Raw genomic sequence first — 14,458 nt, 5'->3', positions numbered from 1 at the left:
AAGGATAGGCAATAGATTCCACAACTTAGACTTAGACATCCTAGAAGCCGATTCCGTCCATCCGGACGAATATCTACTAGGAGGAAAGATACTTTGAACACGACATCATTCTCGAAGACCTTGAAGGTGTTCGCGAGCTTTCTCATCGTTTTCAGCATCGTTTTAACATCTTTACCCGTAGCTGAAGCAGCGACGACGAAAGCAACGACCTACCGTCTGTCTACCGATAGTTATCTGTACGACAAGACGGCATCTTCTCGGAAGCGCTTGTTGACGATCAAGACCGGAACTGTCGTTTCATCCACGTATGCTTCTGGCGCATTCAGAAGAGTCACATACGCTGGAAAAACGGGATATGTCGCGTCGAAATACCTCACGCTGTACGAAAAGAAACAAACCGTTTCTGGACAGCGCTACCTCGTCCTCAAAAAAACACCGATCAAAAAGACGGCAGTGGATACTGCAGCGACGATCGGTACGTTGAACGAAGAGGATGTGTACTACACGTCACAACGTGTGACAAATCCATATGGCGAAACATGGTACCGCGTCAAATATGACGGGAAGACGGGCTATGTCGTTGCTGGTGCAAAAGCAGTTGCCTATAAAAAGGTGACGAACACGACGTCAAGAACGGTCGACGCTTATATCTTGCGCCAATACGCTGGAACCGGTTATCCAAAAGTTCAGACCATTCCATCTGGAAAAGACGTCAAAATCGTCGGTCGGATCGAGGACTGGGTCAGCGTCCAGTACGATGGGAAAAAAGGCTACATGCATCAAGATGCGTTCGCCTCTTCTGAAAAGCAAAGTGTGACCCTGATCCCACAAACACGGTATCAGACGAAAAGTGTGACACCCCTTTACAGTCAAGCGGAAGCGAAGAATAGCTTAGCCAGTCTTCCGAAGGGCACGATTGTCACATCAAGTGCTAAGACGGCAACGTATCATCAAGTCACATACTCTGGTAAGACGGGTTATGTCTTATCCGCTACATTGGCAGAGTACACAGAAAAGACGAAGCTTCCGTCTTCACGCTTCCTGTTGACAGCATCACTCGCCATCAAGACGACACCTGCAACAAACGGAAAAACACTTGCGACACTAAGTGCCGGAAACGTCTACTACACGAAGACACGTGTGACGAATCCACTCGGTGAAACATGGTATCAAGTATCGAAGGAAGGTAAAACCGGCTTCGTATTAGCGAATCAGGCAACACCTATCGCTTACGAGTCACAATCAAACCTTTCATTGAAAACGACAGCCGCAACAACGATCCGCTCGTATGCAGGTCCATCATATGCAACAGTACAAACGATCCCGAGCAATACGGTCATCAAGATTTCCGGACGGATCGGTAATTGGTACCGGGTCAGTTATAACGGTAAAACGGGATATGCTGCTTCTAGCACCTTTACGACGCTTGCAACGAAGCAGAAAATTGCAGGGGCACGCTTTGAGCTTGAAAAAGCAGTTTCCATTAAATCTTCACCAGATGCAAAAGCATCCACGCTTGAAACACTACAGAGCGGTGACATCTACTACACGACACAACTCGTGACGTCAAACGGTCAGCAATGGCATCGTGTGAGCAAGGATGGAAAGACAGGCTACATTCCTGTCGGTCAAGGCAAGAGCGTTCGTTATCAATCGGACCGGATCGTCATGCAGACGATGACTTCGACTCCTCTACGTTCATATGCTGGAAACACTTACGCGACCGTCAAAACGATTCCTTCTGGTACGAGCATCACGGTCACTGGAATGATCGATGATTGGTATCGTGTGACGTACAACGGGAAAACAGGTTATATCGCTTCACGTTACGCTAAGGAAAAAGTCATGACGCAATCAATTCCATCTTCTTCTTATCGCCTTGGGCGTACCGTCGAAGTAAAAACGTCGCACCAAGCGACAGCTGACACTCTCGTTCGTCTCTCTTCTGGAGACGTCTACACGACGAATCAAGTCGTCACGACTGGTCGTTCGGAGCAATGGCATCGCCTGACGGTCGACGGGAAAACCGGTTACATCCAAATCAATCAAGGTTCACCTGTCACATACGAAAGCGTCAATAACCACCGCTATCAAGCAACGACGGATACGACACTCCAGTCGGATGCCGGTTCAGCTTATGCGACGGTGACGAAGCTGCCAAAAGCAGCCGTCGTTCAAGTAACAGGTAGTCTCGATCAATGGTTAAAAATCAGCTACGCTGGTAAAAACGGCTATGTCTTAAAATCAACACTGACACCGTACACGGAAACGAAAAAGATTACGGGTGCACGCTTCTTGGCGAACCAATCACTTGTCGTCAAACAAGCACCGGACGATCAAGCAGAAACTGTAACGACACTCTCGTTCGGAAATGTCTATTACACATCTTCTTTGATCACGTCGTACACAAACACCTCGTGGCATAAAGTGACAATTGATGGCAAAACGGGTTATATCCGGACGGGACAAAACACGTCATCAATCAAATACGAAGCAAAACAAAAATTGTACGTACGGGCTACATCAAACGTTGCGTTACGCTCTTACGTCGGTAGCTCATACAATGTCATCAAGACGATTCCTCAAAATCTCGTCGTCACTGTCTCTGGTCAAATCGGTGATTGGTATAAGATTTCCTACGATGGGAAAAGTGGATATGCGTATAAGGGGGCGTTCGTGACGACTTCTTCTAAATTAAACGTCTATAACTCCGTCGCGACACCGTATACGTTCGATAGCTTCATCAGCGCACAGATGAAATTGAATCCACCACCGCAAACGGATATCTACAAAAACAAATTGATGTACGTCAGTACGGGTTACGTCCGTCTCGGTGGTGCACTCGATCCAGTCAATGGAACGATTGCGACTGTCACAGCGACGACACCACTCAACATTCGTTCAGGCGCTTCGACAGCAAGTCACGTCTACGGTCAATTCCAGCCTGGTCGGATGATTCGTGTCTATCAATCCGTCAGTGGCTTCTATACGACGTACCCACGTGTCTATTCGAACGCAACGAATTATTCGACGATCCAGTGGTTGAATGCACTCGAAACAGACGTCCGTAACGCTGCTGACCCACTCAAGGTCGACCGAAATTCTTCAGACTTCTATCAGTTCCTTGATTTATCGAAAACAACAGGTGCGACACCTGCGACACTCGATAAGATGTTAGCGAACGTGACGAAAGGCGAAGGAATCTTCAACAAATGTAGCAATGGTAGTTGTGGTCAAGCGTTCATCGATGCTGGTCAAAAGTACAGCGTCAACGAAGCTTACTTGATCTCCCACGCTTTACTTGAGACAGGAAACGGAAAATCAACACTTGCGATGGGTGTGACATGGAATGGACGCAAAGTCTACAACATGTACGGCATTGGTGCATATGATTACGATGCAATCAACACCGGTGCTGCTTATGCGTACAGTCAAGGTTGGTTCACTCCGGAAGCCGCGATTGTCGGTGGTGCTGAATTCATCAGCACGAAGTACATCCACAATGTCTATGGACAAAATACGCTTTACAAAATGCGTTGGAGTCCGATGCGCCCTGGTAGCCATCAGTACGCAACAGACATGGGATGGGCCGTCAAACAGACGTCACGGATCTATTCACTCTATCAACAGATGGATAGCTATACAGCAACCTTCGATATTCCGGTCTTCGCTCGTTAAGGGATAGTTAAAAACATACACGCAAAGGAGTAGTTCTTCTCTTGATAGAGAAAGACTACTCCTTTTTCGTAATGTTTATTCATTGAAAAGTAAATGACGTCACTCTCGTTTTTATGACAGACGTTCCCGACATCCTCGCTTTCCACAGGCGGGAGGTAAGCCGCGACATCTCGCACTCCATGCGATTTGTCGGGTCTCACCCATCCCTGACGGAAGCGCTAACCGCACTTCCTTTTCCTGTAGGAGCCAAGGACGTACGGTTGCGTCCTACTAAAACATAACGAAATGAAATCGATAAGCGCATCATTTTTACGGCTAAAGTGGTCCTACAAAACAAGGTGTGCTGATGTGATGATGATCTCTCTTATCTATCAAAAGAAGTCCTTCTCCTTCTTCGTTTCTACTTTCTATACCCTGACGCAAATTGTTCACTCGACATCGCTTCCTAGGGAAAAACAAGCAGGAGTGACCCTGCAACGAAGTGAAGCGGCGCGATGCTTGTCCCAGGAAAACGATGCGAGGTGAACAAAAAAGTGCAATCTTTCTCACTAAGAGAAAAACTGCACTTTATCTTTAGTCTGAACGGTACTACGTCATACTACGGAATGATACGAAGAGAACCCCTGCATTTACGCGGAAGGGCTCCCCTAGCGTTCCATGTCATCGGCAACGATTTGGATATCGATCCCACGGACATGACGCATGATTTCATTGATGATCGATCCACGTCGGATTTCCTGCCAACGGGTCCGTGCAGATTGACCGAGTACGATTTGGGTGATGCGATGATGCTTGGCAGCTGCCGTGATCGCTTGGGCAATCGAGCGCTCGCCTTGAATTCGGATCAGCACCTCTGCTCCGAACAAGGAGCCACTCTCGCGTACCATCGCTAAGACTTCTTTTTGTTTGGCATTCAATTGATTCTCTGCCGTCGGTAAAATCGTCAGTACATAAAGATCCGCTTTCAGACGACTCGCCATGCGAAAGCCGCGATAGATCAACTTCCGCGCGTTGTCGTTGAGCTGGATGCAGACGAGAATCCGTTCTTGTAGCGACGCTGGATCCTTTTCAATCAACAAGCGTGATTGATAGACTTGATCGTCGACTTCGTCCGCGACCTGACGTAGCGATAACTCACGTAAGCTCGCAAGATTCTGAAGCGAAAAAAACGAATTCAAGCTCTGTTCAATCTTTTCCTTCTTATAGATCTTTCCTTGCTCGAGTCGTTCCCGTAACGTTTGTGGCGTGACATCGACGAGTAGAATCTCATCGGCTTCCCCGAGAAACGGATCCGGGATGCGTTCCCGCACTTCGACACCCGTCACTTCTTTGACCTTAAAGAGCAAGCTTTCGAAATGCTGGATGTTGACGGCCGAATAGACATTAATTCCTGCTTCAAGCAGTGCTGCGACATCTTGATAGCGTTTCTTTCGTACCGATCCTGGCGCATTCGTATGCGCCAGTTCATCGATCAGTACGATATCCGGGCGACGGGCAATGATCGCGTCCACGTTCACCTCAGGGAATGTCTTGTCCTTATAGACGACTTCAAGTAGCGGAACTTGTTCGAGTTGCCCGACCATCTCCGCCGTCTCTTTTCGACCATGCGTCTCAATCAGACCGATGACGACATCCTTGCCTTCAAGCGTCAATGCTCGTGCATCGGCAAGCATCTTATACGTCTTTCCGACACCAGGAGCTGAGCCGATGTACAGCTTCAGCTTTCCTCGTGTCATGACTTACTCCGATCAAGTGCTAAGTTCAAGCGCAGGACATTAACGTAATCATGTGTTCCTGCTTCCTTCGTGATCAATTTCCGTACTTCTTCACGTGACAGGTCGCGCGCGGTTGCGATACGCTTCGCCTGAACCAAAGCATAATCGACTGAGATGTGCGGATCGAAGCCAGAACCGGATGTCACGAGGGCATCGTCCGGAAGCGAAGCGCCGTCCACTTGGTTCTGTTTCTGTAATTTCGCCATCTTCGTGCCAAGCTCCGGGTTCGATGCTGCTAGGTTATCCCCAGCAGACGCTCCCGCTAATTGATCGACCGCTGATGGACGTCCGTGAAAATACTGTTTCGACGTGAACGGCTGGGCAATCAATTCCGATCCGATGAATTTTCCGTTTTCTTGTACTAAAGAACCTTCAGCTTTATTCGGTACGAGTAGTTGACCGAACAGGGTCAATAAAGCGGGAAAGACGATCCCGCATAACGCTGCGACGAAGACCGTCACACGAATGGCTTGTTTCATGATTCGTTTTCTCCTTAGAGGATGCTTGCAAGCAAGACATCGATGATTTTAATCCCAATGAATGGAACGACGACACCGCCAAGACCATAGATCAGTAAGTTACGACCGAGTAATTGATCCGCCGTCATCGGTTTGTAGGTAACCCCTCGCATCGCAAGCGGAATCAACATCGGAATGATGATCGCATTGAAGATCAAGGCAGACAAGATTGCACTCATCGGGGAATCAAGACGCATGATATTGAGCACTTCCATCTGTGGAATCGCCACCATGAACATTGCCGGGATGATCGCGAAATATTTCGCGACATCGTTTGCGATCGAGAACGTCGTCAAGGCACCCCGTGTCATCAAGAGCTGTTTCCCGATTTCGACGACTTCGATGATCTTCGTCGGGTTCGAATCAAGGTCAATCATGTTCGCTGCTTCTTTTGCAGCTTGCGTCCCACTGTTCATCGCGAGGCCGACATCGGCTTGAGCGAGTGCTGGTGCATCATTCGTACCGTCTCCTGTCATGGCGACGAGGTGACCGGCTGCTTGTTCCTGCTGGATGACACGAATTTTATCTTCCGGCTTACATTCGGCAACGAAATCATCGACGCCTGCTTCGCGGGCAATCGTTGCTGCCGTCAACGGGTTGTCACCCGTACACATGACCGTCTTGATCCCCATCTCACGCAACCGATCAAATCGTTCACGCATGCCCGGTTTCACCGTATCTTTCAAATAGATGACGCCAAGGATCGTTGCGTCGATCGCAACGACGAGTGGTGTGCCGCCAAGACGAGAGACCGCGTCTACTTTCTCCTGCAAATCACTCGGAATGGCGCCGCCTTGTTCCTTGACCCATTCTTGAATCGCTTGCCCCGCCCCTTTCCGTACGCGGCGACCATCTCTTAAGTCGAGTCCGGACATCCGTGTCTCTGCGCGGAACGGTACGATCTCTGCTCCATCTAACCAGTGTTGTTCCACCGGCATCGCGCGAAGTTCAGCGAGTTCAAGAACGGAACGTCCTTCTGGTGTCTCATCAGCGAGTGAGGCGAGGATCGCCCCCTCAAACGCCTGCTCGGCAGTACGTCCGCCGACTGGCGTGATCTCCGACGCCATCCGGTTACCGAACGTGATCGTTCCTGTTTTATCCAGGATGATCGTTTGGATATCGCCTGCTGCTTCGACCGCCTTCCCGCTCATCGCGATGACGTTGAAGCGGGTAACGCGGTCCATTCCGGCGATTCCGATCGCGGACAGCAAGCCACCGATTGTTGTCGGAATCAAACAGACGAGTAAGGCGATCAAGATTGGACCTGACAGATCAAATCCAAGATAGTTCGTAAAGACCGGTAGTGTCATGACGACAAGTAAGAAAATCAACGTCAAGCTCGTCAAGAGCGTTGATAACGCGAGTTCGTTCGGTGTCTTCTGACGACTTGCGCCTTCGACGAGGGCAATCATCTGATCGAGGAATGATTCACCTGGATTACTCGTGATCCGGACTTCGATCTCGTCACTGACGACGAGTGTGCCGCCGATGACCGAGGAGAAATCACCGCCCGCTTCCTTGATGACGGGTGCGGATTCACCGGTGATCGCCGATTCATCAATCGAAGCAAGTCCTTTGATGATTTCACCATCACCCGGTACATACTCCCCTGCTCGGACGAAGACGATATCGCCCTTACGAAGAGTCGCAGACGAAACGCTTTGAATCAGTTGTCCGACACGTTTGCGTGCCATGACATCTGCTTTTGACGCTTTCAATGAGTCCGCCTGTGCTTTCCCGCGTCCTTCCGCGATCGATTCCGCGAAGTTCGCGAATAAGACCGTCAGGAAGAGGATAATACTGACCGTTAAGTTAAAGCCACGCATCTCGTCAATGAAGATCGTATAGCCGATCGCGAGCAAGCAGCCGATCCAGACGACGAACATGATCGGTTGTTTGACCATATTGACGGGATTTAATTTTTTAAAGGCATCGATCGTCGCTTGACGCGCGATCGAGCCACTGATTGCTGATTTGGATTGGTGTTCCGGCTCCCCGTTCGGTTGGTGTTCCTCGGGCGTCGGATGCATGATTCGTTCCATCATATGCTTTTATCTCCTGTTCACATCGTCAGCCAATCCGCGACTGGTCCAAGTACGAGCACTGGCAAGAATGTCAATGCACCGACGAGTACGACCGTACCGAGGAAGACTGTTCCGAAGAGTGGTGTGTCTGTCTTAAACGAAAATTCATCTTGTGGGACCGATTGCTTCGCTTTAAGCGAACCTACGATCGCAAGCATCAAGATTAATGGGATGTAGCGTCCGAAGAACAGCGCGAATGATGTCGAGACGTTCCAGTAGACGTTTGCGTCGCCGAGTCCTTCAAAACCGGATCCATTATTCGCCGTCGCGGACGTGAACTCATACAAGACTTGCGACAGTCCGTGATAACCTGGGTTCGAGATGCCGGCGACGCCTGGTGCAGCGTACATCGAGATTGCCGTTCCGACGAGAATCAGGAATGGCGGCACGAGTAGCGCGATCGCGATCATCTTCACTTCGAACGTCTCGATTTTCTTCCCGAGGAACGTCGGTGTCCGACCGATCAAGAGACCTGTCAGGAAGACTGCGACGAAGGCGTAAAGTAAGACGTTCAGGAATCCTGCACCTGCTCCACCATAAACGACGTTGAGCATCATATTGCCGAGTTGGATCAATCCAGCAAGTGGATGAAGTGAGTCATGCATCGCGTTGACCGCACCGGTTTCAGCTGCTGTCGTAATCGAACTGTAGAGCGCCGTTCCGATTTGACCAAACCGTAATTCCTGACCATGTGCCGTTGGATTCGCAAGTAAGCTCCCTGCCATCCCGACCGTCATCATGATGAAGAGAAGCGTCATGACTCCAAGGAATAGTCGACCTTGTTTCGCGGAACCGATGATTTTGCCGTAAGCGATTGGAAGTGACATCGGAATCAGTAGCATCAAGAACATCTGGATGAAGTTGACGAATTGGTTCGGGTTCTCGAAGGGATGAGCACCATTGACACCAAAGAAACCACCACCGTTGTTCCCGAGCTGTTTGATGACTTCAAACGCAGCAACCGGTCCACGGTAAATCAACTGCTTTGCTCCTTCGAGCGTCGTGACGCTGACCGCCCCTCCGAACGTCTGTGGTACACCGAAGACGATCATGACCATCCCGAACACGAGTGAAATCGGAATCAGGATCCGCAAGATGAAGCGAACGAAGTCGGCATAGAAGTTACCGAGTGGTTTGTTCGCAAGACCACGAATGACAGCGATACAGACCGTGAACGCCATCGTTGGAGCGACGAACAACATCGTTCCAAGGACGAACGTTTGCGAGAGATATGAGAGTGCCTCGCCTGAATAGTGTTGTTGATCGGTGTTCGTCATGAAACTGATCGTCGTATGCAACGCTGTCGACCAATCGAGATTCACAGCACCGTTCGGATTCAAGGGTAGACTGCCTTGGAAACGAAGTAGCAAATAACCACCGATGAAGAAGAAAATATTTACAAGCAACAAACTTTTCGAGTAACCGACCCACGATTGATCGTGTTTCTTTTCATCGACGCCGAGTAACAAAAGAAGTCGTCGTTCGACCTTACCGATTTTATCGACCCGACGCTCTGCGACAGGTGCGAAGTATACTCCAATGTAGCGACCAAGCAAGACCGCCGCGCAAAGTGCGATGACGAGAAGGATCCAAAATTGGATCATGAATTGAGTCCACATGTTTTTCTTTTCTCCCTATGCGATTAGAATTTTTCTGGATACATTAGACAATAACCGAGATACAAGAAGACGAGGCAGCCCGTCGCTAGTAAAAACCATGTCATTTGCGGTCACCTGCTCTCCACTGGACGCGTTCGATCAGATGAATCATCCCGAACGTCGTACCGAAGAAGAAGGCAAGCAATACGATACTCCACAGCTCTCCCATTATGAAATTACCCCCATATTATTCAATATTTTTACAATTAGACACGACAAAAAGACGATGTGAGGCAATAAACGGCCCCAGCATCGCCTTTATACTTTGGCATACTGAAAAAGAGTCGTTCCCTCCTAAAAACGCCTGCGAGGTTAGCTGTCGGATTCGGGCATACCTAGGAATTCGCCCTACCTTTCCCGTTCGGAAAGGATTCACCCCGTGTCACGTGTCGTGACGGTTGGGTCCCCCGCTTCAATCATGAATTCGGCGTACTTTGAGATCGAAGCATTAACATGTTAGTGTTCGTTGATGAGATGGATATTACTCCGATTTTTTCGGGTTGTAAATAGAAAAGTTGAAAAAAAAATAGTCTGATTTTTTAATGACTTACTTTCGAAAAATAGCGTTTTTCACCTCTATGCTATAGAAGAAAAAAAACCGCAGAAATCGATTCCTTCATCTAAAATGGAGGAGCTCCATTTTAGCGAGAATCGTTCCGCGGTTTCATGAACGAACAATGATTATGATTGCTGATTCATTTTAGCATGGACCGTCAAAGGAGCTAGCATCGTCACCCATAGGGCAACCACTCCAGAAACAAGAATCACAATATCGCGTTCGAACCCAAGCGTCAGTAAGGTAATACAACTACTGACCAGGACGAGACAAAGCGTCGCGATCATAACGAACCGCGATTGTTTCAACATTTTTCTCATGTGGCATCTCTCCTTTCCTTCCATATTCCTTTTTATCGTAACAAAGATTCATCGAAAAAGCGTCGCTGACACCCGATTGTGATGTTTCTGTCATCTCGCAAGTAACGATAGAAGACGACGAGAAAACGGATTTGTTACACTGGAGAAGTACTTAAAAAGGGGGAATCGATATGTTACAAGATCATTCATTTCAACGCGTCGACGGAACGTCGGCATCCTTAAGTGACTACCCAGCTCAAGCATGGCTGATCGTCAATACAGCCAGCAAATGTGGCTTGACGCCACAGTTCGAAGGACTCGAGCAATTGCATCAAGACTATCGTTCGCAAGGGTTGACCGTACTTGGTTTCCCATGTAATCAGTTCGCGAATCAAGATCCGGGAACGGACGAGGAGATCCAGTCGTTCTGCCAAGTCAACTACGGCGTGACATTCCCCGTCTTCTCAAAAATTGATGTCAACGGTGAGCAAGCACATCCGTTATTCGAGGAACTGAAAGCACAAGCACCAACGACGGACGGTGCAACAGACGTCGAGTGGAATTTCACAAAATTCCTCGTGACCCGTGATGGAGAAGTGACGCGGTTCTCACCAAAAACGAATCCAACTGATTTGACGGCAGCAATTGAACGATTGCTCGTTCAAGTCTAAAAAATAAGCTTCCCTCCTTCTCTCTTGAAGGAACGGAAGCTTATTTTCATGTTGTCCCCGGCTCGAGATGACGACTGATCATCTCTTCCGCCAATCGTTTGACGTCATCGATGTCGCGCATTTCCGTGAACGGATGCCCCCAGACGATCAGCTCTTCGATTTCTTCAATCGGTTGCGTCGTATAGCGTGTACCATCGGCAACGAACTCTTGCGCAATCGTAGATTCAAAAGCTGCGTATTTCAGGAGCCACGGCTTTTCACTTAAGATTTTTTGCGCATGTTTTGCTTGCTTGAACGCAACCTCGCCGACGAGGACGACCGGATCGAATCGTTCATGGAGCGGATGCGTATATTGAACAGAGATCAGCAATCCATGTTGGTTCGTTTTTTCTTGTTGCCGGACATACGTCCGTGTTAAAAAGTGCGGCACGAGTGACTCCGCACTCTCCTTCGTCTGATGGATGCTCAGACCATGTTCCGTTTGGACGACTTCCGGGAGAACCGGTTCGTATCCACGGTTTGCTAATTGTTGATCGAGCTCTTTGAATAATAGCAGGGTATGTTCGACCAGTGCTCGGACTTGGCGAAACGATAATTGAATCGATTGATTGATCATACGATGACCTACCTTCTCTAAAAGTATGGCAATATACAGTTATTTACCCAAACTTTTCCGACTTCATCCCTGTTTCAGTGAAAGTTCCTCGAGCCACTTACGTGTTTGTTCGCTCATACGAGCCATTGTCTGTTCTCGCTCCAGCGTGATTGCTTGTCCGGCATGGATCGAGCGACAATCGAGTGCGTGCGGCATGTTTTCTTCGACGATTCCAGCAAGGATCAGACAAGGAACGTCAGCTGCTTTTGCCATCCGCGTGACCTCACCTGGTAACTTACCGATTTGACTTTGACGGTCGACGCGTCCTTCTCCTGTCCAAACATAATCCGCTTGCTCCATCCGCTCTGCTACGCGAAGATGTTGCAGGATCGTCTTGGCTCCCGGAACGATCGTGCCGCCCAGCGCATAGACCGCTCCCCCGAGTCCACCGGCTGCTCCAGTTCCTTTAACATTTTCTAGTCCAAGTAACCGCCCGATCCGTTCAAGTTGCTGATCGAACTTTACGATGTCTTCTAAAAGCAGTCCTTTTTGCGGACCGAACAGATACGCTGGACCATCTGGACCATGATAAAGAGCTGTCACATCGACGAGTGCTTCCAGTTGAACAGAATACGCCGGGCATTGAATAGCATGCGTCTCAAGTAACGGATTCGTTTGAAACGAAATCGGATTACCAGACGCATCTTCAAGCCGACAACCGACTTCCGCGAGCAAACCGAGTCCTCCGTCCGTCGTACCAGTCCCGCCTAAAGCCAGTCGGATCTGCGTGATTCCCTGATCGCGTAACTGCTCGATCAAACGACCAACGCCACGCGTATTCATTCGAACGGGATCATCCTCGCTTCGCCGCATCGGCAGTCCACAAATACGCGCGACTTCGATGACGGCGTCTGTCCCCTTGACAGCATATTCTACTTCACACGGACGACCTGCTAGATCGATCGTCATCGCCGTCTTCACGTCATATCCGAGTGCGAGATAGACATCGAGCGTTCCCTCCCCGCCGTCCGCAACAGGCGAAGAATCGATGATCGCTGTCGGATCATACGCCCGGATACCGGAGGCGACCGCTTCTGCCGCCTCGCTCGAAGAAATACTCCCTTTGAATGCATCCATCAAAATCAGGTGACGTCCCATCTGTACATTCCCCCTAAAAAACTCATATCAAGTTTTGATTGCGTTTCCAATTAATGTTACGATGATACTAATTTCAAATTACCATTACCTTATCTGACATTTCATTTTACATACACAGGAGGTCTTATTTCATGGAACGCTGTTCGTTATGTGGTACACCACTTCGTCAACACGATACGACTTGTTCTCATTGCCAACATCCTGTCATCAAGAAAGAACAACCAGCTGAACCACCCGCTCCGTCTTCTTCACGGACTTGGCTCATCAGCACCTGTCTTTTGCTCTTTCTCGTCGGAGGAGCCGGTTTCCTGTGGTATTCATTAAAAGATCCCGTATCGCCGGAAGCCGGTCAGACGCCTAGCGTCGAAGCACTCGCTCTTTCTGAATGGTCCGATGACCAAACGGCTTACAATCAAACGTATTCGAAAGATCGGCCTCCAACGTCCTATGATGTCCTTCGTTTCGTCCGCCAATACACACGAACGATCCCAGAGCTTGCGACGTATTCAAAGAAATACGATTCCATCGAGACATTTTCCGCCATCCAGTTTACGACCTTGAAGGTGTTCGAATCCGAGTTCGACCATCTCGAGCAGTTGACAAATGCCGTTGATGCCCCTGTCGCTCCAAGTGTTCTTGCCGTGACATTCCAAAAATTTACGTCAAAAGGTACCACATATCACTTGCGTACACAGGAAACGTACCAAATCGCGACAGCAACGGGTTCAAAGCCTGTGACCTACCGCGTCCATTATCGTTTGAAAGTGCATACGGATCATCTGCAAATCATTGATGTCAATCGAACGGAGGTGACCTCATGAAACGAGTGCTCCTCTGTCTGCCCCTTTGCCTCCTGATGGCATGTTCGCCCGAAACATCCAAGATTCAAGAACAGCTCGAACAGCAAACTTATACCCGCGCCGTCGAACAATCGAAACAAGACATCGATGAACCGGCTGCTCGACTGATGGTTCAGCTTGAGCGACAGCTTGCTGGCTATCAACTTCGTGATGTCTTAAAAACGGCGGAGGCGATCGAACGTCTTCAACTCGCAACGGATCACCCTGTCCGAAAACGAGCAGAAGCCATCGCCCTCAGTGCAAGAGAGACGTTGCAACAGGTCAAACAGTTCGAAGGTACGTATGAAGTCGAACGAAGCACGCTCGAAGACGAGCCGTTCGACGGAACCGGGCGCATCCATGTCTCTTTTGACGAGCAAGATACGTTCATAGCGACGCTGCGCTTTGATCAGTTCGGTCTCCCGGACGCGCTCCGAAACGACGAAGAAATCATTCGTTTTGAACCGGACCTCTCCGCTCGTGTCAGTTTATCTGGAGGACAAGTCAGCTATCGCTTCGTCCGTTCGACACTCCGCGTGACGTTCGAAGGTCCGGGCGGTAAGCGAATCTATCAACTCAAACAACTGTCAAATAAATAACCAGTAAAACGCCGCTTCACTTGAGACG

11 protein-coding genes and 1 riboswitch are annotated in these 14,458 nt (G+C 49.2%); of the genes, 4 read left to right on the top strand and 7 right to left on the bottom strand.

The annotated features are described in order from the left end of the window. Window positions 1-93 precede the first annotated feature (93 nt). A complete protein-coding gene (locus KNQ06_RS01240; RefSeq protein ID WP_064299341.1) occupies window positions 94-3,678 on the top strand; it encodes an SH3 domain-containing protein in 3,585 nt (1,194 codons plus the stop codon). Between the two features lie 647 nt (window positions 3,679-4,325). Here the strand turns inward: KNQ06_RS01240 and KNQ06_RS01235 are convergent. From KNQ06_RS01235 to KNQ06_RS01210, 5 genes are all read right to left on the bottom strand, one after another. Beyond that, window positions 4,326-5,414, bottom strand: a complete 1,089-nt coding sequence (locus tag KNQ06_RS01235) for a universal stress protein (protein WP_215147165.1) — start codon at window positions 5,412-5,414, stop codon at window positions 4,326-4,328. Beyond that, window positions 5,411-5,932, bottom strand: coding sequence for a K(+)-transporting ATPase subunit C (gene kdpC / locus KNQ06_RS01230; RefSeq protein WP_215147163.1), 522 nt, complete (start codon window positions 5,930-5,932; stop codon window positions 5,411-5,413). Before kdpC ends, KNQ06_RS01235 begins: the two co-directional genes overlap by 4 nt. Window positions 5,933-5,946: 14 nt before the next feature. Beyond that, a complete protein-coding gene (gene kdpB / locus KNQ06_RS01225; protein WP_483299328.1) occupies window positions 5,947-8,013 on the bottom strand; it encodes a potassium-transporting ATPase subunit KdpB in 2,067 nt (688 codons plus the stop codon). Window positions 8,014-8,033: 20 nt separating this feature from the next. Then, a complete protein-coding gene (gene kdpA, locus KNQ06_RS01220; protein WP_215147159.1) occupies window positions 8,034-9,674 on the bottom strand; it encodes a potassium-transporting ATPase subunit KdpA in 1,641 nt (546 codons plus the stop codon). A gap of 325 nt (window positions 9,675-9,999) precedes the next feature. Continuing rightward, window positions 10,000-10,153, bottom strand: a riboswitch (cyclic di-AMP (ydaO/yuaA leader). A 241-nt stretch (window positions 10,154-10,394) separates the two neighbouring features. Continuing rightward, the gene (locus KNQ06_RS01210; RefSeq protein WP_029342614.1) at window positions 10,395-10,589 is read right to left on the bottom strand and encodes a hypothetical protein; all 195 of its coding nucleotides are present in this window, start codon (window positions 10,587-10,589) and stop codon (window positions 10,395-10,397) included. Window positions 10,590-10,759: 170 nt separating this feature from the next. Here KNQ06_RS01210 and KNQ06_RS01205 point away from each other — a divergent pair, with 170 nt between their 5' ends. Then, on the top strand, window positions 10,760-11,239 hold the full coding sequence (locus KNQ06_RS01205) for a glutathione peroxidase (protein ID WP_058704508.1): 480 nt from the start codon (window positions 10,760-10,762) through the stop codon (window positions 11,237-11,239). Window positions 11,240-11,285: 46 nt separating this feature from the next. Here the strand turns inward: KNQ06_RS01205 and KNQ06_RS01200 are convergent, their stop codons facing one another. After that, window positions 11,286-11,855: a hypothetical protein gene (locus KNQ06_RS01200; RefSeq protein ID WP_215147157.1), complete on the bottom strand. Its 570-nt coding sequence runs from the start codon at window positions 11,853-11,855 to the stop codon at window positions 11,286-11,288. Window positions 11,856-11,918: 63 nt separating this feature from the next. Beyond that, a complete protein-coding gene (locus KNQ06_RS01195) occupies window positions 11,919-12,992 on the bottom strand; it encodes a glycerate kinase (protein WP_215147155.1) in 1,074 nt (357 codons plus the stop codon). A gap of 131 nt (window positions 12,993-13,123) precedes the next feature. Between KNQ06_RS01195 and KNQ06_RS01190 the strand changes: the two genes are divergently transcribed. Continuing rightward, window positions 13,124-13,813, top strand: a complete 690-nt coding sequence (locus KNQ06_RS01190; RefSeq protein ID WP_215147153.1) for a hypothetical protein — start codon at window positions 13,124-13,126, stop codon at window positions 13,811-13,813. Continuing rightward, complete coding sequence (locus KNQ06_RS01185; protein WP_215147151.1) at window positions 13,810-14,430, top strand: hypothetical protein; 621 nt, start codon at window positions 13,810-13,812, stop codon at window positions 14,428-14,430. The genes KNQ06_RS01190 and KNQ06_RS01185 overlap by 4 nt, the downstream gene beginning before the upstream one ends. The last annotated feature ends 28 nt before the right edge of the window (window positions 14,431-14,458 follow it).

The organism is Exiguobacterium sp. s91, from assembly GCF_018618915.1.
Taxonomy (GTDB): Bacteria; Bacillota; Bacilli; order Exiguobacteriales; family Exiguobacteriaceae; genus Exiguobacterium_A; species Exiguobacterium_A abrahamii.
This window is presented reverse-complemented; position numbering and strand designations above follow the sequence as displayed.